The organism is Pseudomonas stagnisoli (assembly GCF_048595745.1).
Classification (GTDB): domain Bacteria; phylum Pseudomonadota; class Gammaproteobacteria; order Pseudomonadales; family Pseudomonadaceae; genus Aquipseudomonas; species Aquipseudomonas alcaligenes_A.
The window spans coordinates 2,260,817-2,285,955 of sequence record NZ_CP184361.1; the positions used below are offsets into that span (position 1 = coordinate 2,260,817).

Sequence of the window (25,139 nt, forward strand, 5' to 3'; positions counted from 1 at the left end):
TTTGCCTCGGTCGACGAAGGGCAAGCTGACGCCATTTCATCGTAGGGGCATTCCCCATCGCCCACGACATAGCAATCTAAGAGCCTCGCCATCAGGCGAGGCTCCTCTTGGGGCTAGCTCAGAGTATCGGCAGGCTGTAGCTGACGATCAGGCGGTTCTCGTCCTGGTCGGCGGCGCTGGTGTTGCCACGCAGGCTGGCGTTACGCCAGGAGAAACCGAGGCCTTTGAGGGCACCGTCCTGAAGCACGTAGTCGAGGCGGAAGTCGCGTTCCCATTCCTTCTTCTCGCCGTCGGCCGAATCGATGTTGTCGCCGGATAGATAGGTGACAGTGGCCTTCAGACCTGGTACGCCGGCCTTGGTGAAGTCGTAGCCGTACTCGGCCAGCCAGGTGCGCTCGCCGGCACTGGCGAACTTGCCGATCTGCCGGTCGGTGATCAGGTAGGCGGTGGCGCCGTCGCCCTGGTTCAGGTAGGGGAAGTTGCTGTCGCCGGAGACTTCCTGGTAGCCGGCGCTCAGCCCGTGGCCGCCGAGGCTGTAGGTGAACAGGGCGCTCCAGGTGTCGTTGTCCACTTCGCCCTTGGTGATCGCCTTGCCGGCCGCGTTCAGACCGTAGTAGCCAGTGCTGGCATAGCCTTTGGCCACCCCGGCGGCGCTGTCGTTCTTGCCGTCGGCGTCGCTCTTGAAGTAGCGCAGGTCGGATTTCAGCGCGCCCGGGCCGATGGCCAGGCTGTGGGTCAGGCCGAGGAAGTGCTGGCGGTAGAACTCGTTCAGCTCGCCGTAGTAGTACTGCGCCAGCAGGTCCTTGCCGATCTTGTAGTCGCCACCGGCGTAGTAGAACTTGTTGCTGAACTGGCCGGTCTTGGCGTTGTTGGCTCCGGAGATGGACAGGCCTTCGTTGTTGCTCGAACTGCGCCCCTTGGCGTGTTCCAGCTGGCCGCCGACCAGGGTCAGGTTGTCGATCTCGGCTGAAGTGATCTGGCCACCCTCGAAGGTCTGCGGTAGCAGGCGACCGTCGCTGAAGGTGACCACCGGCAGCTTGGGCTGCAGGGTACCGATGCGTGCCTCGGTCTTCGACAGACGCACCTTGCCGGTCAGCCCCAGGCTGCCGAAGTTGTCCACCGCGCGACCGTTCTCGTCGGTGGGGAACACGGTGCCGCCGTATTTGCTGGAGTCGGGGTTGTAATGGCGACCCTTGCCGGAATCCAGCTTGACGCCGAGCAGGCCGAGAGCGTCGACGCCGAAGCCGACGGTCCCCTCGGTGTAGCCGGAGATGTAGTTGAACTGGAAGCCCTGACCCCATTCTTCCTGGGTGGCGCCGTCCGCGTTGCGGGTGTCCTGGTTGATGTAGAAATTGCGCAGGCCGAGGCTGGCCTTGCTGTCTTCGATGAAGCCGGCGGCGTATACATGCTGGCTCAAAAGTCCCAGTGCTAGGGAGGCACTTATTTTTTTCATGGTGATGCTCCGGGGTAAAGGCGGCTCAGCCGTATGTGAGATCACAGCGGCTAAGGCGATAGAAGTCAGCTCAGCTGTCTTCTCTGCTTTCCGATTCCGGCACGCACCAGGCTCGTTGGAGTTTCTGGCGCGCGAGGGAACAACAATCGGAAAACGGTGTAGTTGCCCGGCACGCTGGACACATCGACGGTGCCTTGGTGCAGGCTCATGATGGAGCGCACGATGGCCAATCCCAGGCCCGTGCCTCCCTCTGCTCGGGATCTACTGGTATCTACTCTGTAGAAGCGCTCGAACAGATGAGGAATGTGCTGGGCTGGGATACCAATCCCTGGATTGCCAACAGACAGCGAGACCGTCTCATGCTGCTTTTCAATCAGCAGCGAGATGCTGCTGTTGCGGGGGCTGTGACGTATGGCGTTCGACAAGAGGTTCGAGACGGCCCTTTGGATCATCAATCGATCACCGAAGGTGTGGCCTGCCCCACTGATGTCTATCGCAATCTGCTTTTCCTCGGCGGAGATAGAGAAGAGGTCTACAACTCGCCGTGCTTCGTCGTCTAAATCAATTCGCTCGAAAGGCACCAACGAAGCGGGGTGACTTACCTGAGCGAGGAAGAGCATGTCCGAGACAATGCGTGTCACGCGCCCAAGCTCCTCGGTACAGCATTCAAGGACCGCCTTGTACTCTTCTGGTGGACGCTCTCGTGAAAGCGTTACTTGAGCCTTACCCATCAGATTGCTGATGGGGGAACGTAGCTCGTGGGCCAGGTCGTCAGAAAACTGCGAGAGCTGTTGAACGCCACTGTCCAGGCGATGGAGCATGAAGTTGATGCCGTGTGCCAGCTCGCTTAGCTCTTGAGGCAGTCGATCTATTGGTATGCGATGGGTCAGGTCCTGAGTGGAAACCTGTGACGCTATTTTTCTGAACTGGCGCAGCGGTGACAATCCGCGTTGGACAATCCACCAAGCTCCAACGCCAATGAAGAGCAGAAGAAAAGGCAAGGCGATCATGGTGGATCGCAGGTACGCCGTTAGCAGTGCGTCGTCTGCAGAGCGATCTATAGAGAGCTGGATCGTGACTTCATTGCCATCTTTCAAGCGCACATGCTTCGAGGCCGTCAGAAAACTGTGCTTGGTGCTATCCAGCCATTCGTGGAAGAAAACGCCCACGGCGCCTTCAGAATGCAGTTTCGGAGCGTTCGACCTGTTGCTAACGCTCAGCAGCTTCTTCCCTTCAGGCCCTCGCTCATAGATGGCAAGTTGTAGGTTGTCGTGGCCTACAACAAGGTCGAGCAGTCCATGCGGTTGCTTGGCGATGTCGGCACTCGATATCGAATCTTCTTTGAGTCGGTGCTGGATCTGCTCAAGCTTGCCGTTCAGGCTGCTTCGGGCCAGCGAGGCCAGCTCGTGCGTCAGCGAGAAGTAAGCAAGGGCGGCCAGGAGTACCACCAATGCGGCTCCCATCAGGGCGACAGATAGCCCTAATCGCATGGAGAGGCTGGCAGGTTTCATTCCCGCTCCTCGAGTACATAACCAACCCCTCTGAGGGTATGGATGAGCTTCCTTTCAAAGGCGTCATCGATTTTGGCGCGCAAGCGGCGGATGGAGACTTCGACCACATTGGTGTCGCAATCGAAGTTCATGTCCCACACCAACGAAATGATCTGAGTGCGTGAAAGCACCTCACCCGAACGCCTCATCAACAAGTGCAGCAGCGCAAACTCTTTGGTCGTCAGGTCTATCCGTTGCTCACCGCGGAAGGCTCGATGTCTGGCAGGGTCCAGCTCTAGGTCTGCTACACGTAGAGTTTCTGGTGCCGGAGCCTGCTCGCTGCGACGCAGAAGGGTGCGAACTCGGGCCAGCAGCTCAGGAAACTCAAAGGGCTTCACCAAGTAGTCATCCGCACCTAGGTCCAGGCCCTTGATCTTGTCTGCCAGCCTTCCTCTGGCGGTGAGCATCATGACCCTTGTGTTGTTATCACGGCGAAGGTTTTCTAATACGCCCCAGCCATCTATCTCTGGAAGGTTTACATCCAGAATGACCAAGTCGTAAGTGTGTTGGCGCACAAGATGAAGACCATCTAATCCAGTAGAGGCCTTGTCGACTACATAGCCACTCTCGGTCAGTCCTTGATGCAGATATTCGGCAGTTTTGGGCTCGTCCTCGATAACTAGGATTCGCATATTAAATTTACCCAGGCAGGCGGCATATTGTTGTTTATTGGGCCGCGTAAAGTTTCATAAATTAATAATGACGTGGCATGAAGAGGCTTTTAGCGCACGATAGGAGTAGACAATCCTAAAGCCTGTAGCGGCTACAGGGTCAATGCGCAAGCCTTGCTGTGACTGGCATTGCGACAAGCTGTCACATTTAGCGAGTATTTCAGGCAGATTTCCCTGGTGGGGTTACTGATTTCCCTAAAGGTTCCTTCGCTGACGCTATATTTGTATCAGCATGTAACTTCACAGGACTCTCTGATGGGGGCATCTTAATACAGCGAAATAGCCTGTAGGCCTTGATTACATATTTGTAATTTTCCAGTCACCTTGGCGATATGAACTGATATCTAAATTCTGCGGCTAACTCATTTCCTGTCTTCATCAGCTGACCGCTACTGCCGGGTCGAGCCGTTTTAGTCAGGGATGATCATTGGTTGCGGAGGATTAACCCTTGCTCTCTTGCGATGGTGGTGTTGCAGGTTTTTATCGGAAGTTGCTTCCGGTGTTACTGGTGTCCCTATGGGTGGTTGGCCGGCCAGCAGTCGCTGCGTCCTCGGAGCTGTCGCTGGCTGAAGCATTGCGCCAGGCGCAAGACAACAGTCCGACTCTCTCGGCTGCGAGCCGATTGGTAGACATCTCTTTGGGCGAGCGGCAGCAAGCCGGCCTGCTGCCAAACCCAGAGCTGTCATGGGAGGTGGAAGACACCCGCAGCAACACGCGGACCACTACCACCCAGATTACGCAGCCGATTGAGCTTGGGGGAAAGCGAGGGGCACGCATCGAGCTAGCGGAGAAGGGGCAGAGTGCGGCATCGGTCGAGCTAGAGCGCAGCCAGAATGAGCTGCGCGCCGATGTCATCCAGTCGTTCTACGACAACCTGCAAGCAAGGATGCGCGTCGAGCTGGCGGAGCAATCTCTCGCGCTGGCTGAGCGAGGAGTTCAGGGGGCCGAGGGGCGAGTCAAGGCGGGCAAGGTTTCACCAGTTGAGCTAACTCGGGCCCAGGTGCAGCTCTCTGAGGTCCGACTTGAGCTACGTCGAGCTCAACGGGATCAGGCTAGAGCCCATTCTCGACTGCAGGCTGTCATCGGTGGCAACGCAGACATCAGGGTTGTTGGGAGTGCGACCAGCATCCCAGAACCGCCAACAGTCAATCAGCTGTGGTCTGCCTTGGAGACAACCGCAGAAATGCGCCTAGCCCGGCTGTCTGTGGATCAGCAAGAGGCTTCATTCGAGCTGGAAAAGACCCAGCGCATTCCAGACCTGAATGTGAGCCTGGGCAGCCAATACAGCGCTGAAGATCGGGAGCGAGTCAACGTAGTTGGCCTATCGATGCCGATCCCTCTCTTCAATCGTAACCAGGGCAACATTCTCTCCGCTGCACGTCGCGCCGACCAAGCCCGCGACCTGCGCAACGCGACCGAGCTACGCCTCAGGGCAGATGTAGAGCAAGCCATGGATCAGTGGGTCGTTGCGAAGGAGGAGATCAACTCGTTCGACCAGACGATTCTCCCATCGGCCAAGAGCGCTGTTGATAGCGCTACCCGCGGATTTGAGATGGGCAAATTCGCTTTTCTCGATGTGCTGGATGCTCAGCGCACGTTGATTGGTGCCCGCACGCAGTATGTCGACGCCCTGGCCTCAGCCACTGCGGCATGGGTGCAGTTAGAGCGCGTGTATGGCGATGTATCAGCCATCCCCGCTGCACGTTGAGCCGCCGAGTTCCTACCGACCGTCTTGGTGACCCGCATCTGGAGTGCGGGTCGCTGCATTTCCTTTAGGAGTTGCTTATGAGCAAAAAATTACCCCTCGTACTCGCGATCATTGCGGGCATAGGGCTTATTGGTGGCGGAGTAACCCTCATGAATGAGGAGAAAGGCCATGAATCGGATGAGCACGCCGAGACAAGCAGCCATCAGGACACAGAGCACCATGGCGAAGAAGCAAAGCAGGGTCACGGCGATGCTGATGAACATGGAGATACCGAGCATCACTCTCGCGGTCCAAACGGAGGAACGCTGTTCAGTCAGGACAACTTCAGTGCCGAGCTAGTTGCGCCAGAGAGTCAGGATGGAAGTGCTCCCATGTCGCTGTATCTAGCACAGGAAGGGCAGCAGATTGTGCCCGGGGAGAATACCCGGGTGTCCATGGAGGTCAGACGTCCTTCAGGTGAAGTGAATACGCTCCGATTCGAGCCCAAGGGCGATGCCTTTGTCAGTGCCATGGGTATCGCCGAGCCGCACTACTTCGAGGCTCGCATTCTGATTGAGCGAGAAGGAAGGGCCTATCGTTTCAGCTACGCCAAAGAGGAGGGACTCATCGAGCTCAGCAACGAGCAAATCGATGCCGCCGGAATCCAGTTGGTGAAGGCTACTGCCGGAGCTATGAGCACTACCATCAGCCTTCCCGGTGAGATTCGCTTCGATGAGGACCATACGGCTCACGTGGTTCCTCGAACTGCTGGTGTCGTGGAAAGCGTCCAGGTCAACCTGGGAGAGTCAGTTAAGAAGGGGCAACTCCTGGCTGTTATCGCAAGCCAGCAAATATCAGATCAGCGTAGTGAGTTTGCTGCGGCCCAGCGCAGGGTCGAACTGGCCCGCACAACCTTTGAGCGAGAGCAGCAACTGTGGAAGGAGAAGATTTCTGCAGAACAGGATTACCTGCAGGCCCGCCAGGCGCTACAGGAGGCAGAAATTGCTCTCAGCAATGCTCGTCAGAAAATGGGAGCCCTGGGCGAAAACGTTGCTCTTGCGGGGGGGAACCGCTACGAGCTAAGGGCCCCGTTCGATGGCATCGTGGTGGAAAAGCACCTAGTGCTTGGCGAGGTTGTGAACGAGGCGAGCAACGCCTTCACCATTTCAGATCTCGGCCGTGTCTGGGCAACCTTCAGTGTTGCACCGCGGGACTTGGGCAAGGTCCAGGTCGGCAAGCCGGTCAAGATCAGTGCCCCGGAGCTGGAGGCTGAGGTTGTAGGCAACGTTTCGTACGTGGGTAACTTGCTTGGCGAGCAGACACGCACGGCGACTGCCCGCGCCACTCTCGAAAATCCAAATGGCGCATGGCGCCCAGGCCTCTTCGTATCCGTCGCGTTGTCAGCCGACTCCCGCCAGGCCAACGTCACCGTTCCAGTCCAGGCAATTCAGACCATCGAAGAGAAACCCACGGTTTTCGTTCGCGTGGACGATGGATTCGTGGCGCTTCCCGTGGTGCTAGGCGCCCGTAGCGAAGGGGCTGTGGAAATTACCCAAGGCTTGGCCGCCGGAGCGCAGGTAGCGACAGAAGGGAGCTTCATCCTCAAGTCCGAGCTGGGCAAAGGCTCCGCCGACCACGCCCACTGACCTGCCATTGACGGGAAATTCGTATGTTCGAACGCATAATTCAGTTCGCTATCGAGCAGCGCATCATCGTGATGCTTGCCGTACTGGCGATGGCTGGCTTAGGTATTGCCAGCTACCAGAAGCTCCCCATAGACGCTGTCCCTGATATCACCAACGTTCAGGTACAGATCAATACCGCAGCAGCAGGCTTCTCACCTCTAGAAACCGAGCAGCGCATTACCTTTCCGATCGAGACGGCCATGGCCGGCTTACCGCACCTCAAACAGACCAGGTCGCTATCGCGCTCTGGTTTGTCGCAGGTGACCGTAATCTTCGAAGACGGCACGGATCTCTACTTTGCCCGCCAGCTCGTCAATGAGCGCCTGCAGGTTGCCCGCGAACAACTGCCAGAAGGAGCAGAGGCAATCATGGGCCCAATCTCGACAGGATTGGGTGAGATCTTCTTGTGGACGGTCGAGGCTAGAGAGGGGGCGTTGAAGGAGGACGGCACGCCATACACGCCCACCGACCTGCGGGTAATCCAGGATTGGATCATCAAACCTCAGCTGCGCAATGTTCCAGGCGTGGCCGAGATCAACACCATCGGTGGCTTCGCGAAGGAATACCAGATCGCCCCGGACCCCAAGCGTTTGGCCGCTTATAAGCTCACCTTGGGAGACCTGGTCACTGCGCTTGAACGCAACAATGCCAACGTTGGTGCCGGTTATATCGAGCGCAGTGGCGAGCAGCTGCTGATTCGGGCTCCCGGTCAGGTCGCCACTGCAGCGGACATCGCCAACATTGTCATTAGCAACGTCGACGGGACCTCCATTCGGGTCAGCCATATTGCGGATGTGCAGATTGGCCGAGAGTTGCGTACTGGCGCTGCCACCGAGAACGGTCGCGAAGTTGTGCTCGGCACGGTGTTCATGCTCATTGGCGAGAACAGCCGCAGCGTCTCGCAGGCAGTTGCCGCCAAGCTGGAGCAAATCAATCGATCGCTCCCTGATGGGGTAGTAGCCATCGCGGTCTACGACCGAACCGATCTGGTGGACAAGGCCATCGCCACGGTTAAGAAAAACCTCATCGAGGGCGCGATCCTGGTAATCGCCATCCTCTTCCTGTTCCTCGGCAATATTCGTGCAGCGATCATCACCGCGATGGTGATCCCGCTGTCGATGCTCTTCACCTTCACTGGCATGTTCACCTACAAGGTGAGCGCTAACCTGATGAGCCTCGGTGCTTTGGACTTCGGCATCATCGTTGACGGCGCGGTGGTCATTGTCGAGAACGCCATTCGCCGGTTGGCTCATGCACAACAGCACCATGGCCGGATGCTTACCCGCTCCGAACGCTTGCATGAAGTGTTTGCCGCCTCACGAGAGGCGCGCAGAGCCCTGATCTTCGGCCAACTGATCATCATGGTGGTCTACCTTCCGATCTTTGCGCTGACAGGGGTTGAAGGGAAGATGTTCCACCCCATGGCGTTCACTGTGGTGATTGCTCTGTTGGGAGCGATGATTCTTTCCGTGACCTTCGTTCCAGCTGCGATTGCGCTCTTCATCACCGGCAAGGTCAAAGAGGAAGAGAACTTCGTTATGCGTGCCGCCCGCAAAGGCTACGAGCCGGTACTGGGCTGGGTCATGGGCAACCGAACCGCAGTATTTACCGGTGCAGTTACCTTGGTGGTGTTGTCCGGTGTATTGGCAGGTCGCATGGGCAGCGAGTTCATCCCTAGCCTCAGCGAGGGGGACTTTGCTTTGCAGGCGTTGCGGGTACCAGGAACTAGCCTGACGCAGTCGGTGGAGATGCAGGCGCGCTTGGAAAAGAGACTGGTAGAGAAAGTGCCGGAGATCGAGAGGGTATTTGCCCGGACCGGTACCGCTGAGATCGCCTCTGACCCAATGCCGCCGAATATCTCGGATGCCTACGTCATGCTCAAGCCCAAGGACCAGTGGCCTGATCCGGACAAGTCGCGAGAAGAGTTGATAGCTGACCTGCAGCGTGTGAGTGCGGAAGTTCCAGGTAGCAACTACGAGCTTTCTCAACCCATCCAGTTGCGCTTCAACGAGCTGATTTCAGGTGTGCGCAGTGACGTCGCGGTGAAGGTGTTTGGTGACGATATGGGTGTGCTCAACAGCACTGCTGCTGAGATTGCGGAAACCTTGGAGAAAGTAGAGGGCGCTTCCGAGGTAAAGGTGGAGCAAACCACTGGGCTGCCCGTGCTGACCATCAACATTGATCGTGACAAGGCTGCTCGCTTTGGCCTGAACGTAGGCGATGTTCAAGACACTATCGCTTTCGCGGTGGGAGGCCAGCGTGCAGGCACCTTGTTCGATGGCGACCGCCGCTTTGACATGGTGGTGCGGCTCTCGGATCGGCTGCGTACGGATATCGAGGGCCTTTCCCGCCTGCTGATTCCTGTTCCTGCGCTATCAGGCGGAGCGGCAGAACAGATATCGTTCATCTCACTATCTGAAGTCGCCAGCCTCGACCTGGTACTTGGCCCCAACCAAGTCAGCCGTGAGAACGGTAAACGCCTGGTGGTGGTCAGTGCCAACGTGCGGGGACGGGATATCGGATCCTTTGTTCAAGAGGCCAGCGATCGCCTGCTGCAGGATGTGAAGGTTCCGGCTGGATATTGGACCACCTGGGGTGGCCAGTTTGAGCAGCTGCAGTCAGCAGCCAAGCGGCTTCAGATCGTAGTCCCGGTCGCTCTGCTCTTGGTCTTCACCTTGCTATTCATGATGTTCAATAACGTCAAGGATGGCCTAGTGGTGTTCACAGGCATTCCCTTCGCGTTGACTGGTGGTGTACTCGCCCTTTGGCTGCGAGATATTCCCCTGTCCATCTCGGCTGGCGTCGGCTTCATTGCCTTGTCGGGCGTCGCGGTTCTGAACGGCTTGGTGATGATTTCCTTTATCCGTAATCTGCGCGAGGAAGGAAAGACGCTGCACGAGGCAATCATTGAAGGCGCTCTGACTCGCTTGCGGCCGGTCTTGATGACAGCGTTGGTGGCGTCGCTGGGTTTTGTGCCAATGGCGCTGGCGACAGGTACCGGGGCCGAAGTGCAGCGACCTCTGGCATCAGTCGTCATCGGAGGGATCCTATCCTCCACGACCCTCACGCTCTTGGTACTGCCGGTGCTATATCAGTGGGTACACCGGCGGGATGAGGAAGAGGATGCTGAGTCGTCGGAAACCGATGGAGATGTAGCCTTGCACAAGGGCTGACGTTACTCGAATGAACCAGGTGGTCCGTACCCCGGAGGGTATCGGACCACCACATGGTCAACTCACTTTTGCTTTCGCAATCTCATCGAGAGCCATTTTGCGCAGGACTCCTGGGCCGAACTTCTGCAGCAGCTAGCCGTTCAAGAGCGCGGGCGCACCTGAAACACAGATCCCCGATACAGCCTGCAATCGGCTTCGAGCGTGTCATCGATGTCAGATGAGCTCGTCTCAGCCGTGGTCTGCTCCACATCTAGACCCGCTGCAACCGCCCAAATCTTTAGTCTTCTCGCATCGGATCGTCAAACCAATCAGGTTGGGCTGCCCAGGAAGATTCAAACATTTCTGGGTATGCATCTGCCCCATCTATTGCATCCAGCGCAAGGCGTAATCCGTCAGGTAGCGCAGCACATCAGCCTCCGCTTGCCCTTGGCTGGCATATCCATGCTCCGGCAACCATTCCGTTTTCAGGCTTCTGAAAAACGCTCCATCGGCGCGTTATCCCAGCAGTTACCGCGGCGGCTCATGCACTGCTTGATACGGTAGCGCCAGAGCATCTGGCGAAATTCAATGCTGGTGTAGTGGCAACCCTGGTCAGAGTGAAACATTAGCTGCTGCGGGCAACCTCGGGACTCGTAGGCCACGCGTAACGCGCGTGTCGTGAGCTGCGAGTCAGGTCGATTGGGCAGTGCCCAACCGACGATGCGGCGCGCATACAAATCCATGACTGCTGCCAGGTAGATCCAACGATTACCCGCCCAGATGTATGTCACATCACCGCACCACACTTGGTTGGGGCTGCTCACTGTGAACTGCCGATCCAGTGTGTTGGCCGCAATGGCACCTTCACCATCGGCCTTGCGGTGGCGATGCTTGCGACATTGCCAGCTGTATAGCCTGGCTTCTTTCATCAGGCGTCCAGCCAGAAAGTGACCAACCTGCACACCCTGTATTCGCAGCGCTGCCGATAATGTTCTGGCTCCTGCGGAACCACGACTTTGGGCGAAGCTTAACGCCTTATCGGGGTGTCCAGAATCATTGAGCCACAACAGGGATAAAAAAGCGCCCTAGGAAGGGCGCAAAGTGTACACATCTTTCCAAAGGAGCTCGTGGAGCCTTTAGAGGTGAACTCGGCAGGGAAAAGGCTATCAGCGTTCGTTTGCTGTATTTTTATCTTGGGCTGTATCTTTCTTAGTGCTGCTATTTTTCTGGCTTTCTGCTTGTGCCGCCTGGTTGTCTTTTTCGTAAATCTTTTTCTGATTCTCTTTGAATCGCTTTACCATTTCATGACGGTTATGGCTATCACCTCGCGCAAGCACGGGAGCTGTAACGCTGAGGGCAAGAATTCCAATAAGTGCTGCATGTGCAATCTTCATAAGCTGGGTCTCTCTCAGTTGGTGATGAGCTATTGGGTTTCGCTCTTTGAACACGCCTAAATCTTAGAAAGATGAAACTAACCGGAGCGTGAGCTCAAAATTAAAATGTTGACATCCAGGACTATAAAGAAGGGGCAGATCTGGCTGAACCTACAACTGACCCTCAAGTAAGTGCAGGAGCTCTCATGGTCGCGCGCCATGATGACAAAGAAATGCATAAAAAAGCGCCCTTAAAGGGCGCTTAGGGTACACCTCTTTCCAAAGGAGCTCGTGGAGCTTCTAGAGGTGGACTCGGTAGGGGAAAAACAATCAGTCTTCGTTGGTTGTGTTGTTGCTTTTGGCGGCGTCTTCTTCAGTAACTCCACTTTTCTGGCTTTCTACTTGAAATGCCTTGTTGTCTTTCCCGTGAATTTTTTCTTGGTTTTCCCGAAATTTTTTCACCGCTTCCAAAGAGCGGCCGTAGCCATCTTCTGCAAGTGCAGAAGTAGCAGTACCGAGTGCGAGAATTCCAATAAGTGCAATATTTGCGATCTTCATAAATCAGGCCTCGTTCAGTTTGTAATGAGCTATTTGCTTGCGCTCTGTGAAGATGCCTAGATTTTACGAAAATGAAGCTAACGGCAGCATGAGCTCAAAATTACAATATTGACATGCAGCGCCAGAGAGAGCGGGCAAGTAGTTACCCGCTCCACTTTCTAGTCAGAGCACTTCCAGTGGGTACTCGACAATCAGGCGAACTTCATCCAGATCGGACTCGTAGTCGGTCGCACGAGTGGTCATCTGGCGAACGCGGAAGGACATATCCTTCAGCGAGCCAGACTGAACTACGTACTTCGCTTCGATGTTTCGCTCCCAGCGCTTCTGATCGGTCAGCGGGTTGCCGTTTTCATCACGACGCATGTACACGTTGTTCGCATCGGAGTAGTCGGCGTCGGTACCGAAGGCGTAGCGGGTCATGAAGCTCAGGCCAGGGACACCGAAGGTGGCCATGTCGAGATCGTAGCGAAGCATCCAGGAACGCTCATTCGGGGAGTTGAAGTCGCTGTACTGGATCGAGTTATCGAGGAAGATCGAGTCAGACTGACGCAGATAGTCGAAGTCATCGTCGCCGTTGTTGCGCTGATGAGACAACGCCAGGGAGTGGGCACCGAACTTCACACCGACCTTGCCGCTGTAGATGTCGTTGTCGAACTCGCCCAGCAGCTTCTGCCCCTGGTCAACGGCTTTGTAGTAGTTCAGGCCGCCGAACAACGAGACGCTCTCAGAAAGCGGGTGGCTCCAGGACATGCCGGCATAGTGCTGATTCCAGGCATCTTCCAGGCGGCTGGTGTAAAGGCTAAACGCCAGGTTGTCATTCAGGGTGTAGTCGCCGCCAAAGTAGGCCGCCCAAGGTGCATCCACGCCGCCGGCGTAGAAGGTGGCGAAGTCTTCGCTCATGCCACTCTGCTGCGGTTGGCTCATCGCATGAACTCGACCACCCTGCAGGGTCAGACCATCAACGCTGTTATTGACGACGGTGACACCCTTGAAGGTTTCCGGAAGGAGGCGAGAGTCACCATAGTGAAGAACCGGGGTCATCGGGAACACATCGCCGGCCTTAATGACCGTATCGAAGAGCTGAGCTTTTACAGCTCCGCCCAGCTTGGAGTACTCGTCTTCCGCTTCCCCATCGCTGTTCACGGGAAGCAGGTTGATGCTGCCGCCAGGGCCAAAGCGACCATCACCGGTATCCAGTTTGATGCCCAGCATGGCGAACGCGTCGATACCCACCCCGACGGTTCCCTCGGTAAAGCCGGACTCAAAGTTCACCATGACGCCATGCGCCCATGCTTCGGAATAGCCATTTCCAGTTGAGCTGGACTGACCATCTCGGAAGTCACGGTTCATGTAGAAATTTCGATTGAGGATATTAAGGCTGCTTCCTTCAACGAAACCCTCGCCTTTTGTTTCCTCAGCAGTGGCCACCATGGGGCTGATTCCAATGATTGCCGAAAATACTGCAAGAGATAATTTGGTCTTGCTCATTAATTGCTCCTTTATTCTTGGCAGAATTGGATATTTGCCATGACTGTTCTTGTAGGTATTGAGCCCCGGTGCGAGAGCAGCCAGAGGCGGTCGCACCTATCGTTGCAAGCCGTAGATAACTTGAAGATGATTGGAAAATTACAATTTTGTAATCTTCGAAAAGATGAGGGATGGGCTGCTTAATTTGACATTTTTTGCACAAACGACACCCAGCGGCGCACTCGAATGGTGCGCAGAGTCGAGGGAGTCAGTTCTGGTTTAGTTACCGTTTGCGAGGAGCTGCTGCAGATCTTCTGGGACGGTCATGGGGAGGAATGCGCTAACTCGTGCACGCCCAGTATTGCCAATGGGGACCCAGATGCGTGAGAAAAGTAGTGCAGCCACTATGCGAGGTATTTGCCCAAGGACCTCCCGATAGTTCTTGGTCTGCAGGCCTAGGCGTAGCATCAGCCAATGTGACTTTGCATGCAGGTAGGGATGCCGTTGAGTCAGGATGTGGGCGCGCTCTAACCACTCAAATGCTCTACCAGGCTGCTTCAGCCGCAGGTTCGTATCGGCTTGCGCAAAGGCCTCTGCAATTGCTGATTTCAGTTGAGATTGCATGGCTACCTCCCATTATTGTCTGAGCAGCCTCAGGCCGTTAAACACCACGAGCAGGCTGACGCCCATGTCAGCGAAGACAGCCATCCACATAGTGGCGCCTCCTGTGATGGTTATGCCCAGGAAGATAGCCTTGATGCCAAGTGCCAGGGCGATGTTCTGCTTGAGGATGGCAGCAGTACTACGAGATAGACGGACGAACGTAGCGACCTTGCGCAAGTCGTCATCCATCAGTGCAACGTCCGCGGTTTCTATCGCCGTGTCGGTCCCTGCGCTACCCATGGCAAAGCCAATCTGAGCTTTTGCCAGCGCTGGGGCATCGTTAATGCCGTCTCCCACCATGCCAACCGTTAAACCTTGGGCCTGCATTTCAGCGATGACTGTGAGCTTGTCTGCCGGCAACAGGTTGCCACGAGCCTCATCAATACCCACCTGCTGGGCTATCGCCAGGGCTGTGTGCTCGTTATCGCCACTGAGCATACATGTCTTTACCCCAAGCTCGTGGAGCTGCCGCATGGCATCGGCACTGGTCTCTTTCACGGTGTCTGCGACTGCGAATAGAACAAGGGGCTGTTGGCCGTCGCACAGGATGACGACGGTCTTACCCTGACGCTCCAGCCGCTCCAGCGTAAGCTCCAGCTCCTTAGAACAGAGCCCCAGCTCCTCAACCAGACGATGGTTGCCTAGATACAACAGTTGGCCTTTCACACGGCCTTTGACTCCCCGTCCAGGAAGCGCTTCAAACTCCTTGACGTCCAGTAGCGACACATCGTTATCCATCGCATGTCGAGCGAGTGCTTTTGATACCGGGTGATCAGAGCGAGCAGCTAGGCTAGCGGCACTGACACGATGCATTTCGATATCTGTTTCTTTGAGCGGCAGGAAGTCTGTCTGAACCGGCCTCCCTTGAGTGATGGTTCCAGTCTTGTCGAGTGCAAGCAGTGCCAGATCTTTGCCGCTCTCCAGATAGACCCCACCTTTGATGAGGATGCCTTTGCGAGCCGCCGCTGCCAGGCCGCTGACGATGGTAACGGGAGTGGAAATGACCAGCGCGCATGGGCACGCGACGACCAGCAATACCAGCGCTCGATAGATCCACTCCTGCCATGCGCCACTCAGCAATAGCGGTGGGAGCAAGGCGACCCCTAGGGACACCAAGAACACGGCGGGGGTGTAGATCTGAGAAAAGCGGTCAACGAAACGTTGGGTCGGCGCCCGAGAGCCCTGAGCCTCCTCCACCGCATGAATGATCCGAGCCAGGGTAGTGTTGGTAGACGCTGCTGTTACCCTGAACTCCAACGACCCTGCCTCGTTTATCGTGCCCGCAAAAACCTGATCTCCAATGCTCTTATCTACCGGCAAGCTCTCGCCGGTTATAGGTGCTTGATTGACGGTGGAGGTGCCTGCCGTCACCTCGCCATCCAAGCCAATTCGCTCACCTGGCCGTACCCGAACAACAGCGCCAAGTGCTACCGCCTTGATGTCCGCATCTAGCCAGGATCCATCCGCCTGCAAAACAGTGGCCCGCTCGGGGCTTAAGTCCATGAGTCCACGGATGGCGTTACGTGCACGCTCCAGTGAGCGCGCTTCAATAACCTCGGCTACCGCGAAGAGCACCATAACCATGGCCGCTTCGGGCCATTGGCCAATCAATACGGCACCGGTTACAGCAATGCTCATGAGGGCATTGATGTTCAGGTTGCGGTTCTTGAGCGCAATCCAGCCCTTCTTGTAGGTACCGAGCCCACTTAGCGCTATCCCCACTATTGCTAAGGCTGCAACCGCCCATTCGGGGGCCAACTGCCCAAAGTGGATTATTTCGGCTGAAACCGCAGCGATCCCCGCGATCGCCAGCGGCCACCAATGCTTCTTCTTCGTTGGGGTAGGTTCCTGGCGGTCGGCACTCTCCTCGACAACCGGTGAAAGCCCGAGCTCCTGGATGGCTGCCATGAGCTGAGGTAACAGCTCTGGAACATGGTCTACGACCAGAGTGCGTTGCAGCAGGTTGAACTGCAGATTGCTGATGCCTTTCTGGTTAGCGAGCTTGTCGCGAATGAGCTTCTCCTCAGTAGGACAGTCCATCTGCTCGATGCGAATTCGTGTTTGTACATGAGCGTCCGTGGGCTCGGCCTGCATACCCAGGGAGGCGATCACATCAATGATGGGGGTGACCGAAGGGAGACTGTGCTGTACCCCTAGAACGCGAGTCATCAAGTTAAAGTCGAGCTGGTGTATCCCGGCCAGCGAGCCAAGCTTGCTCTGAATCAGGCTCTGCTCTGTCGGACAGTCCATCGCCTGGATGTGGAAAGCGCTGAATGTCGTTCCTGGTGGCGCTGGCTCGCGCTTTTGGTCTTCAGGTTTATGATGATCCGAGTGGTCGTGACTGCAGCAACTGCTCATGGCGGGACCTCTTATCTAAGTCATTGCAGAGTCAACACCCTGAAGCCACTATAGGGTCAAGCATTGATCAGGAGATTCGTCCCATGAAGATTGGTGAGCTCGGAAAGCAGGCTGACTGTCAGGTGGAGACTATTCGTTACTATGAACGTGAAGGGCTGCTGCCTGTTCCTGGTCGAAGCGAGGGGAACTACCGGGTCTACGGGAAGGAGCACCTAGAGCGGCTCGTATTCATCCGTAACTGCCGAACCCTGGACATGACGCTTGATGAAATACGGCGGCTGCTTTTGCTCATCGATCGTCCGGAGGAGAGCTGCGATAGCGTTAACGGCTTGGTAGACGAGCACATTCGCCATGTGGAGCTTCGGATCAACAGTCTGTTAGCTCTGCAGAAGCAGCTCGTTGAGTTGCGCCATCGATGCGCCGCGGAGAGAAGTGTCGATGCATGCGCAATCATCCAGCAACTTAGTTCGAGCGGAGGGGTTCAACCTTTGCCTGAGGCAGAGCATACGCACGTTGGCAAGAGCCATCGCCACTGAAGCATCAATCAACTCGTTGCTGTGTTTCCCCACATGGAATGAGGTGTTCTGGGCCTATTCATAGCAAGGATCTTCATTGGCCTTCCTTGAGCGGACCAGTAGCTCGTCACTTCAGCCAGATCGCAGCCTGCATTGGCGCTTGAACCTCTTGTAGAGTACGGGCTTGACCTTGCCATCGTGTCAAGGTCGATGCTGTCCGTGCGGTAACTTGAGCCGCGGACGAAATGAGGTGAAAGACATGTTTAGTCTGAGTGTTGCGGGGATGGGCTGTGGCAGTTGCGTGAGCAAAATCACGAAGGCCATTCAAGCTCTGGATCAGGATGCACGAGTAGAAGTGGATCGAGCGGCCGGCAAGGTCACCGTTGAGAGCACAGAAAGTGCCGAATCGATCCGCGAACTCATCCAGGAGCTTGGCTATTCGGCCCAGGTCAGCGCTTGAGCGCTGACCTGCTATCCCACTAAATCTCCAGTTCTGAGAGCTCTTTTAGCCCTGGGATACTGGTGACCTCGTTGGTCATACCTTCTGAACCATCTCGGCCGCGAAGCCAGTTTGAGTGATCGCCTGGCTCGCGCATTTCCAGCGTGTCATAGGAGTACCGCTTGCGCTTGAACAGGCTTTTCAATGCAGCGAACTCGTGGCTTTTTTCGTCTTCTATGCCGACGACTTCTCCTGCAAGCCGCTCCCAGTGACCAACGCCGTCGGCCAGCATTGCCTGATAGGTCTCCGGGTCAAGCAAGGCTTGCTGTTTGAAATGAATGATGCGGTGAGTCATAGAAGCGCTCGGAGTGGCCAAAGAGAGAGCGCTAGCCTAAAGGTTCCGGGTCATTCGTGTAATAGCTGGCCGCGCTTTAGCAAACCGTCGTTGACCCACAACTTCAACCAGGTCGCGGCTTGCAAGGGAGCTTGCTCGCCATGCGTGGCGCTCAACGACTCGCAGAGTTCAGCGAACGATCCGCCCTCGATGAGAAACTGCAATGCCGAAGCCTCCGCTGGCTCCAGGCTCCGGTACTGGCAGACGAGTTCATGACGCCAAACAAGACAGGCTAGGTTCGTTGGCAGGCGGGTAATATCAGGCAGCAAGCTGCCGGACTTGGCGGCTTTCCACAACTCCAGCGTGTTGTACTGCAGCTGCAACCACCGGGCAGATGCAGTCAGGGAAACCCTGAGTGAAATCCAGTCTTCAGCCGAAAAATCACTGATGGCCTGCAGTGAAAGCACTTCGACGTCCTGAGCATCGAAAGCCAGTGTAAAAGCCCACTCAAGCTCCGCGAGTTCGCGCATCGGCGATAGTTGGGGTTCTTCGACGTAGCTGCTAATGAACTCGGGCAGCTTCTCGCCCAGCCAGCGAATGCTGAAATGTCGTGGTGGCCAGGCGGCCAAGTAGGCCAGTGCGAGCTGCTCGAATGATTCGTTGCCGATCCAGTGAAGCAGGGCAGGGAAGTCTTCTCGCAAGACCGCAAGCAGGCGCGAACGGTAAGCGTTGTGGTAGATCTGCAGGCCTTCGAGAGCACTCAGCGCTGTGCTACCTCGGATCTGCTCCAAAAGCTCGTTGGAGGGCAGGGCACTGTCACCTGTCAGGTAAGTTTCAAATGCAGTCTGTAGGGCGATCAGGCTCAAGGGGTGGCCCCCGATATCACAGATTTGGCGATAGCACGGGCATGTGCTAATTCGGACAACAGCTCTTCCAGCGGCGGAAACTGGTCATCCCGCTCGATCAAGGTCGATGTCGGGCCCAAGTAGCTCAAAGTCTTGCTGTAGAGAGACCAAACCGGATCAGCGATGGGCTGGTCATGGGTGTCGATGAGGTACTGCCCGTAATCGCTGTGCCCGGCCAGATGAATTTGACGAATCCGCTCGTGCGGCAATTCCAAGATGAACTGCCATGGGTCGAAATCCTGATTTCGTGCGCTGACGTAGACGTTGTTCACGTCAAGGAGCAATTCGCAACCGGTCAGGAAACTCAGTTCCGAGAGAAACTGCGATTCGCTCATGCTGGACGTCTTCCACTGCACGTAAGAAGAAACGTTCTCCAGCACAATGGGACGTTCCAGAACATCCTGCACTAGACGCACCCGCGCGGCGACATGCAGCAGGCTTTCTTGGGTAAACGGCAGCGGCAGCAGGTCGTGGAGTTGATGGGCGTTGCCGCGACTCCAGCACAAGTGGTCGGAAACCCACTGGGGCTGTATCCGGTCCGCCAGTTGCTTGAGCTGTCGTAGGTAGCCCATGTCCAGGTTATGCGAACCGCCGATCGACAGCGATACTCCGTGCATCACCAACGGGTATTGCTCGCCAATCGCATCGAGAAAGTAGAGGGCCTTGCCACCGCCCACCAGGTAATTCTCGGAAATGATCTCAAACCAGTCGACCGCAGGTCGCTGTTCAAGAATCTGCTGGTAATACTCACTGCGAAGGCCAAGACCGAAACCCAGTGTTTTGCGCTTACTCATTCAAGACTCCAGCAGGGGAGTGGCAGGCACTCCCCGCAACGGCATTATTCGCTGGTCTTGCCACCGGCCTCATCGCACTTGGCCTGAGTCATCAGCTTGAAGCCCTGGCCTTTGCATTCTCCCTGGCCTTTGCAGGCATTTTTGGCGGTCATGCAGTCGTTCTGGCCCTTGCAACCGTTGACGCCGAAGCACTTCACTTCAGCTGCTTTGGTGTCCTGGGCGGCCTGGACAGGCAGGGTAGCAAACAGGCTGGCGGCCACGAGAGCCAGAGCGGCACCGGTAGCGACGTTGGATTTATTCGACATAGTGACAATCTCTCTTAATTGTTGGTGGTCTTATCCGCGGGTGCGAATGACCCTGAGTAGCTTAGGCATCGCTGCCGAGCATGCCCTCTCAAGAAATTCGCAAGGCTTTATGAGGGCATGAAAGACAGTACCGAGCCTTCTGGATGGGCTACAAGAAAGAAATAGCAACCTGACAGAACTGTAATGTTCGGCTCAGGTTGCTGACAGGCCCTCTTAGTTAACGTGACATCGAGCCTAAAGCTCGGCCTCTGCAGTTGCAGGGACCACTTAACTTACGAGGAATACCCAAAATGAAATCGATCAAAGCTCTGCTTGTAGTTACTGCTCTGAGCATCTCCAGCTTGGCAATGGCTGAAGGTGGTGCTGACCGAACCTTCGCGCGCATGGAGCAGGCACGCCAGACGTCTCTGGAGGCCTACCGGGTGGCCCAGCAGCAGAAAGTTGAGGCTCCTGTAGCCAGCAGTCCAACCGAGCAAGCAGAGCACACCAACTGCTGAAGTCATCTACCTTACAGAAATGTAATCACCCGGATGGTTGGGATATGGCAGTTTCATACTGCTCATCGTCGGTAAGGCTTGTGCAATGCACCGACGTGGAAAGTTGAGGGGTAAATCCCCGACATTGAAGCAGCCATGAACCCGAGACCGGGCACACCATCACCGGCTCATTTGACGGATTGGACAAAACGGCATGCAAAGCAAAACCACAAGGCGCACCTTCGTCAAAGGCCTGGCAGCCACCGGTATTATCGGCGGACTTGGCCTGTGGCGCACGCCGGTCTGGGCGGTGAACAGCCCCGGCCAGCCCAACGTACTGACTGGTAACGAATTCGACCTATTCATCGGTGAAACCCCGGTGAACATCACCGGCGCAGCGCGCACGGCCATGACCATCAACGGCTCGCTCCCTGGGCCGATTCTTCGTTGGCGCGAAGGCGATACCGTCACATTGCGCGTGCGCAACCGCCTCAAGGAGGACACCTCCATCCATTGGCACGGCATCATCCTGCCGGCGAACATGGATGGTGTTCCTGGCCTGAGCTTCCATGGCATCGCCCCTGACGGCATGTATGAGTACAAGTTCAAGGTCAACCAGAACGGTACCTACTGGTATCACAGTCACTCGGGGCTGCAGGAGCAGGTCGGCGTATACGGCGCGCTGGTCATCGATGCCAAGGAGCCCGAGCCCTTCAGTTACGACCGTGATTACGTCGTGTTGCTGAGCGACTGGACGGATGAAAATCCAACGCGGGTACTGGCCAAGCTCAAGAAACAGTCGGACTACTACAACCAGCACAAACGCACCGTTGGTGACTTCATCGATGACGTAAGCGAGATGGGTTGGTCCGCCGCCGTAGCCGATCGCAAGATGTGGGCCGAGATGAAGATGAGCCCGACGGATCTCGCTGACGTCAGTGGCTACACCTACACCTACCTGATGAATGGCCAGGCACCCAATGGCAACTGGACCGGCATATTCAAACCAGGCGAAAAGATCCGCCTGCGCTTCATCAACGCCTCGGCGATGACCTATTTCGATGTGCGCATCCCGGGCCTGAAGATGACTGTGGTTGCGGCCGATGGTCTGCACGTCAAACCGGTCAGCGTCGACGAGTTCCGTATCGCCGTGGCCGAGACCTACGACGTGATCGTCGAACCAGACAGCGAACAGGCGTATACCGTGTTTGCACAATCCATGGATCGCACTGGCTATGCGCGCGGCACCCTTGCTGTACAGGAGGGGTTGAGTGCACCAGTACCCAGCCCCGACCCGCGTCCGCTGATTGCCATGGGCGACATGGGTATGGATCACGGCAGCATGGGCGGTATGGATCACGGGAACATGGCCGGGATGGATCAGGGCAATATGGCGGGAATGGATCATGGCAGCATGCAGGGTGGCATGGCTGGTATGGATCACAGCCAGATGGCCGGAATGGATCATTCAAACATGGCTGGCATGGCTGGCATGGCTGGCATGGCTGGCATGGCTGGCAACATGCAGGCACACCCGGCCTCAGAGACCAACAATCCTTTGGTCGACATGCAGACCATGACGCCGACGCACAAGCTGGACGACCCAGGTATCGGCCTGCGTGATAACGGCCGGCGCGTGCTGACGTACTCTGACCTGCGCAGCACCTTCCCTGATCCGGACGGGCGTGAGCCAAGTCGCACCATCGAGCTGCACCTCACCGGGCATATGGAGAAATTCTCCTGGTCCTTCGATGGAATCAAGTTCTCTGACGCCGAGCCTCTACGCCTCAAGTACGGCGAGCGTGTTCGCATCACGCTGGTCAACGACACCATGATGACTCACCCGATCCATCTTCATGGCATGTGGAGTGATCTGGAGGATGCGAACGGCAATTTCCTGGTGCGTAAACACACCATCGACATGCCGCCAGGTTCCAAGCGCAGCTATCGGGTGACCGCCGATGCGTTGGGGCGTTGGGCCTACCACTGCCACCTGTTGCTCCACATGGAAATGGGCATGTTCCGTGAAGTCCGTGTGGATGAGTAAAGGAGATTTCTGATGAGTACTTTTATGAAGCGTAATGCCCTGTTTGGCAGCGCAGCGATGTTCAGTTTTTTGGCTGCTTTGTACGCGCCGACGTCATTGGCAGGTGAGGGGCACAGCGAGCACGAACAACATGCTGCCGAGTCGGCTGCGCCCGAGGCCATCAGTGACAAGCCTGCAGATCAATCGAAAGGCAAGGCCGCTGGCCAGCAGATGGATCATGGCACCATGGATCATGAGGGCATGAACCATGACGATATGGGGCACGAGAAGATGATGGATAAGCATGGCGGCACCGAAGCCGAAGCAGGTTCGAACCATGACCACTAGGTTTTCACGCCCGTCCCTCATAGCGCTGGTCGTGTCGCTGAGTGCACTCAGCGGCGGCGTTACCCAGGCTGCGGAAGAAATGGATCATTCGGCAATGGGGCACGGCTCCATGTCGATGGACCACAGCCAGATGGGCCACGGTTCCGCCAAAGCGCCGATGGAGGGCATGGATCACAGCAAGATGGATCATGGTGCCATGCAGAGCGAATCGGGCAGCATGGACCATAGCCAGATGGGCCACAGCCAGAGCCAAGAGAAGGCCCCAGCCATGGACCACAGCAAGATGGGACACGGCACCATGCAGGGACAGATGGAGGGCATGGATCATTCGAAGATGAACCATGGCTCCGCTGAAGCCCCGAGAACTACCAGTCGTACGCCGATTCCCGTTCTGACGGATGCTGATCGCCAAGCGGCTTTCCCGCCACTGCCTGGCCACAAGGTGCATGACAGCGCCATCAACAGCTTTTTCCTGCTCGATCAGCTCGAATACCAAGACGCAGATGAGGGCAGCACCCTGGCCTGGGATGCGTCGGGTTGGGTAGGCGGTGATATCAACCGGGTCTGGTTCCGCTCCGAAGGCGAGCGTACCAACGGCGTTACCGAGGACGCTGAATTACAGCTGCTGTACGGCCGCTCGATCGGCCCTTGGTGGGATGTCGTCGCGGGCGTCCGCCAGGACTTCAAACCGGAGTCGCCGCAGACTTGGGCCGCCTTCGGTATCCAGGGCATGGCGCTTTACGCCTTTGAGGCCGAAGCCACGGCCTTCGTCGGCGAGAATGGCCAAACTGCTGCCCGACTGGAGGGCGAGTACGACATTCTGCTGACCAACCGGCTGATTCTCCAGCCAACTGCCGAAATGAACTTCTACGGCAAGAACGATCCTGAGCGAGGTGTGGGGTCCGGGTTGGCCAATACCGAGCTCGGTTTACGTCTGCGTTACGAGATTGTCCGGCAGTTTGCCCCCTATATCGGGGTTTCTTGGAGCCGCTCCTATGGCAACACGGCAGACATGGTGCGCGACGAGGGCGGTGATGTAGACGAGGCGCGTTTTGTCGCCGGTATCCGGATGTGGTTTTGAGAACCTGACATGAAAAGAACAATTAAAACTTTGGTGGCGGCCGGCGTGGTCGGTAGCACAGCTGTCCTGGCCGGTGCCTACTTTGGCGTGGTCAACGTGGGGGCCGACGATCCCCATTTTCCTGCAGTGAATGCGTTTCTCACGATGGCCCGTGACCGCTCTATCGAAGTCCGTTCGCGGAACATCGAGGTTCCCAACCTGGATGATCAAGCTCTTATTCGCGCCGGTGCGGGCAACTACAACTCCATGTGTATCGGCTGTCATTTGGCGCCAGGTGTGGCGGAGACCGAGCTGAGCCAATCGCTTTATCCTGCGCCCCCCAACCTCGCCAAGATCGGTGTCGATGGCAATCCGTCAGCAGCGTTCTGGGTGATCAAGCATGGCATCAAGGCAACGGGTATGCCTGCGTGGGGCAAGAGCATGGGCGATGAGTACATCTGGGGCATGGTTGCCTTCATTGACCAATTGCCGACGATGGATGCCAAGCAATACCAAGCACTCGTCGCATCCAGTGGCGGCCATCAGCATGGTGGTGGGGAAACGCAAATGCACAATCATGAAGGTCAGCACGGCGACAACAAGCCTGGCCATCATGGCAATAGCGGCGGTGGCGAAGACCATCATGGAACAGGTGATGCCGGAGAGCCTGGCCATCACGATGCCGCGGCTACTGATAGCGAGGGTGGCTCCGCACCTGAGGCAGGTCACCATTCGGACATGAGTGGCGATGATCACCATGCCGGGGATGAGGCCGCCCCAAGCGGCGGAGACCATCATTCCGAGCAAACTCCGAATGCCTCGCCCAAGACCCACACCCACGCCGATGGCAAAGAGCACGTGCATGAAAGCTAAATATCTGGCCTTGCTGGCCGCTCTCTCCGTCACAACTGGAGTTCAAGCCGCTGATGCCCTGACGATTGATGTCCATCGTGATGCTAATTGCGGATGTTGCAAGAAGTGGATCTCACACCTCGAAGCGAATGGCTTCAAAGTCGTCGACCATGTCGAAAGCAACATGTCGGCAGTGAAGCAAAGTCTGGGCGTTGCGCCGCGGTTGGCGTCTTGTCACACCGCGGTGATTGACGGCAAGTTCGTCGAAGGTCATGTGCCGGCGGCTCAGGTCATCGAGCTCACCAAGCGCGATGATCTCGTGGGCATCGCTGTTCCCGGGATGCCGGCGGGCTCCCCCGGTATGGAAGTCGATGGCGTACAGCATGCCTACCAGGTCATTGGCTTGACCAAGGCGGGGTCTGATCAGGTCGTTGCAGAATATCCCGCTCAGTAGTACTGCCTGCCAGC

24 protein-coding genes are annotated in these 25,139 nt (G+C 56.7%); 11 read left to right on the forward strand and 13 right to left on the reverse strand.

Going from position 1 to position 25,139, the window contains the following annotated elements:
* Nucleotides 1-118: 118 nt before the first annotated feature.
* From ACOAPY_RS10940 to ACOAPY_RS10950, 3 genes are all read right to left on the reverse strand, one after another.
* Nucleotides 119-1,453 carry an OprD family porin gene (locus ACOAPY_RS10940; RefSeq protein ID WP_021703182.1) on the reverse strand — a complete coding sequence of 445 codons (1,335 nt, stop codon included), beginning with the start codon at nt 1,451-1,453 and terminating at the stop codon, nt 119-121.
* A 65-nt stretch (nt 1,454-1,518) separates the two neighbouring features.
* Nucleotides 1,519-2,964: a heavy metal sensor histidine kinase gene (locus tag ACOAPY_RS10945; protein ID WP_090432324.1), complete on the reverse strand. Its 1,446-nt coding sequence runs from the start codon at nt 2,962-2,964 to the stop codon at nt 1,519-1,521.
* The gene (locus ACOAPY_RS10950; RefSeq protein WP_021703097.1) at nt 2,961-3,635 is read right to left on the reverse strand and encodes a heavy metal response regulator transcription factor; all 675 of its coding nucleotides are present in this window, start codon (nt 3,633-3,635) and stop codon (nt 2,961-2,963) included. Before ACOAPY_RS10950 ends, ACOAPY_RS10945 begins: the two co-directional genes overlap by 4 nt.
* A gap of 538 nt (nt 3,636-4,173) precedes the next feature.
* On the opposite strand from ACOAPY_RS10950, the gene ACOAPY_RS10955 reads away from it, so the two are divergent.
* The 3 genes from ACOAPY_RS10955 (at nt 4,174) to ACOAPY_RS10965 (ending at nt 10,219) form a co-directional block, all read left to right on the forward strand.
* A complete protein-coding gene (locus ACOAPY_RS10955; RefSeq protein WP_228723613.1) occupies nt 4,174-5,382 on the forward strand; it encodes a TolC family protein in 1,209 nt (402 codons plus the stop codon).
* Between the two features lie 149 nt (nt 5,383-5,531).
* The gene (locus ACOAPY_RS10960; RefSeq protein ID WP_081694045.1) at nt 5,532-7,007 is read left to right on the forward strand and encodes an efflux RND transporter periplasmic adaptor subunit; all 1,476 of its coding nucleotides are present in this window, start codon (nt 5,532-5,534) and stop codon (nt 7,005-7,007) included.
* Between the two features lie 23 nt (nt 7,008-7,030).
* Nucleotides 7,031-10,219 (forward strand): CusA/CzcA family heavy metal efflux RND transporter, encoded by a 3,189-nt coding sequence (locus tag ACOAPY_RS10965; protein ID WP_021703093.1) that lies wholly within the window; start codon nt 7,031-7,033, stop codon nt 10,217-10,219.
* A gap of 464 nt (nt 10,220-10,683) precedes the next feature.
* Here the strand turns inward: ACOAPY_RS10965 and ACOAPY_RS10970 are convergent, their stop codons facing one another.
* The 6 genes from ACOAPY_RS10970 to ACOAPY_RS10995 form a co-directional block, all read right to left on the reverse strand.
* Nucleotides 10,684-11,265: an IS3 family transposase gene (locus tag ACOAPY_RS10970; RefSeq protein ID WP_021703092.1), complete on the reverse strand. Its 582-nt coding sequence runs from the start codon at nt 11,263-11,265 to the stop codon at nt 10,684-10,686.
* 99 nt (nt 11,266-11,364) lie between these two features.
* Nucleotides 11,365-11,592, reverse strand: a complete 228-nt coding sequence (locus tag ACOAPY_RS10975; protein WP_021703091.1) for a hypothetical protein — start codon at nt 11,590-11,592, stop codon at nt 11,365-11,367.
* Nucleotides 11,593-11,901: 309 nt separating this feature from the next.
* Nucleotides 11,902-12,129: a hypothetical protein gene (locus ACOAPY_RS10980; protein ID WP_021703090.1), complete on the reverse strand. Its 228-nt coding sequence runs from the start codon at nt 12,127-12,129 to the stop codon at nt 11,902-11,904.
* 162 nt (nt 12,130-12,291) lie between these two features.
* Nucleotides 12,292-13,560 carry an OprD family porin gene (locus ACOAPY_RS10985; protein WP_052520214.1) on the reverse strand — a complete coding sequence of 423 codons (1,269 nt, stop codon included), beginning with the start codon at nt 13,558-13,560 and terminating at the stop codon, nt 12,292-12,294.
* Nucleotides 13,561-13,875: 315 nt separating this feature from the next.
* Complete coding sequence (locus ACOAPY_RS10990) at nt 13,876-14,220, reverse strand: DUF3703 domain-containing protein (protein WP_021703088.1); 345 nt, start codon at nt 14,218-14,220, stop codon at nt 13,876-13,878.
* A gap of 12 nt (nt 14,221-14,232) precedes the next feature.
* Nucleotides 14,233-16,509, reverse strand: a complete 2,277-nt coding sequence (locus tag ACOAPY_RS10995) for a heavy metal translocating P-type ATPase (protein WP_043217286.1) — start codon at nt 16,507-16,509, stop codon at nt 14,233-14,235.
* Between the two features lie 191 nt (nt 16,510-16,700).
* On the opposite strand from ACOAPY_RS10995, the gene cadR reads away from it, so the two are divergent.
* Nucleotides 16,701-17,153, forward strand: a complete 453-nt coding sequence (gene cadR / locus ACOAPY_RS11000) for a Cd(II)/Pb(II)-responsive transcriptional regulator (protein WP_074918645.1) — start codon at nt 16,701-16,703, stop codon at nt 17,151-17,153.
* A 238-nt stretch (nt 17,154-17,391) separates the two neighbouring features.
* Nucleotides 17,392-17,592, forward strand: a complete 201-nt coding sequence (locus ACOAPY_RS11005; protein ID WP_003246756.1) for a heavy-metal-associated domain-containing protein — start codon at nt 17,392-17,394, stop codon at nt 17,590-17,592.
* A gap of 19 nt (nt 17,593-17,611) precedes the next feature.
* Here the strand turns inward: ACOAPY_RS11005 and ACOAPY_RS11010 are convergent, their stop codons facing one another.
* Genes ACOAPY_RS11010 through bufA2 form a run of 4 tightly spaced genes read right to left on the reverse strand, consistent with a single transcriptional unit; the run spans nt 17,612 to nt 19,909 of the window.
* Nucleotides 17,612-17,926, reverse strand: coding sequence for a hypothetical protein (locus ACOAPY_RS11010; RefSeq protein WP_004374672.1), 315 nt, complete (start codon nt 17,924-17,926; stop codon nt 17,612-17,614).
* Nucleotides 17,927-17,976: 50 nt separating this feature from the next.
* Nucleotides 17,977-18,771, reverse strand: a complete 795-nt coding sequence (locus tag ACOAPY_RS11015; protein WP_009686147.1) for an HvfC/BufC N-terminal domain-containing protein — start codon at nt 18,769-18,771, stop codon at nt 17,977-17,979.
* Nucleotides 18,768-19,604 (reverse strand): MNIO family bufferin maturase, encoded by an 837-nt coding sequence (gene bufB / locus ACOAPY_RS11020; protein WP_003452318.1) that lies wholly within the window; start codon nt 19,602-19,604, stop codon nt 18,768-18,770. Before bufB ends, ACOAPY_RS11015 begins: the two co-directional genes overlap by 4 nt.
* A 44-nt stretch (nt 19,605-19,648) precedes the next feature.
* On the reverse strand, nt 19,649-19,909 hold the full coding sequence (gene bufA2 / locus ACOAPY_RS11025; protein WP_004577564.1) for a BufA2 family periplasmic bufferin-type metallophore: 261 nt from the start codon (nt 19,907-19,909) through the stop codon (nt 19,649-19,651).
* A gap of 290 nt (nt 19,910-20,199) precedes the next feature.
* On the opposite strand from bufA2, the gene ACOAPY_RS11030 reads away from it, so the two are divergent.
* The 6 genes from ACOAPY_RS11030 (at nt 20,200) to ACOAPY_RS11055 (ending at nt 25,125) form a co-directional block, all read left to right on the forward strand.
* Entirely contained in the window at nt 20,200-20,406 is a 207-nt protein-coding gene (locus tag ACOAPY_RS11030; RefSeq protein WP_003139535.1) for a co-regulatory protein PtrA N-terminal domain-containing protein, read from the forward strand.
* A 193-nt stretch (nt 20,407-20,599) separates the two neighbouring features.
* Nucleotides 20,600-22,432, forward strand: coding sequence for a copper resistance system multicopper oxidase (locus tag ACOAPY_RS11035; RefSeq protein ID WP_330099520.1), 1,833 nt, complete (start codon nt 20,600-20,602; stop codon nt 22,430-22,432).
* Nucleotides 22,433-22,444: 12 nt separating this feature from the next.
* The gene (locus tag ACOAPY_RS11040; protein ID WP_024616826.1) at nt 22,445-22,759 is read left to right on the forward strand and encodes a hypothetical protein; all 315 of its coding nucleotides are present in this window, start codon (nt 22,445-22,447) and stop codon (nt 22,757-22,759) included.
* Complete coding sequence (locus tag ACOAPY_RS11045) at nt 22,749-23,840, forward strand: copper resistance protein B (RefSeq protein WP_024616827.1); 1,092 nt, start codon at nt 22,749-22,751, stop codon at nt 23,838-23,840. The genes ACOAPY_RS11040 and ACOAPY_RS11045 overlap by 11 nt, the downstream gene beginning before the upstream one ends.
* Nucleotides 23,841-23,849: 9 nt before the next feature.
* Entirely contained in the window at nt 23,850-24,692 is an 843-nt protein-coding gene (locus ACOAPY_RS11050) for a c-type cytochrome (RefSeq protein WP_090432318.1), read from the forward strand.
* Nucleotides 24,682-25,125 carry a DUF411 domain-containing protein gene (locus ACOAPY_RS11055; RefSeq protein WP_004574337.1) on the forward strand — a complete coding sequence of 148 codons (444 nt, stop codon included), beginning with the start codon at nt 24,682-24,684 and terminating at the stop codon, nt 25,123-25,125. The genes ACOAPY_RS11050 and ACOAPY_RS11055 overlap by 11 nt, the downstream gene beginning before the upstream one ends.
* Nucleotides 25,126-25,139: the final 14 nt, after the last annotated feature.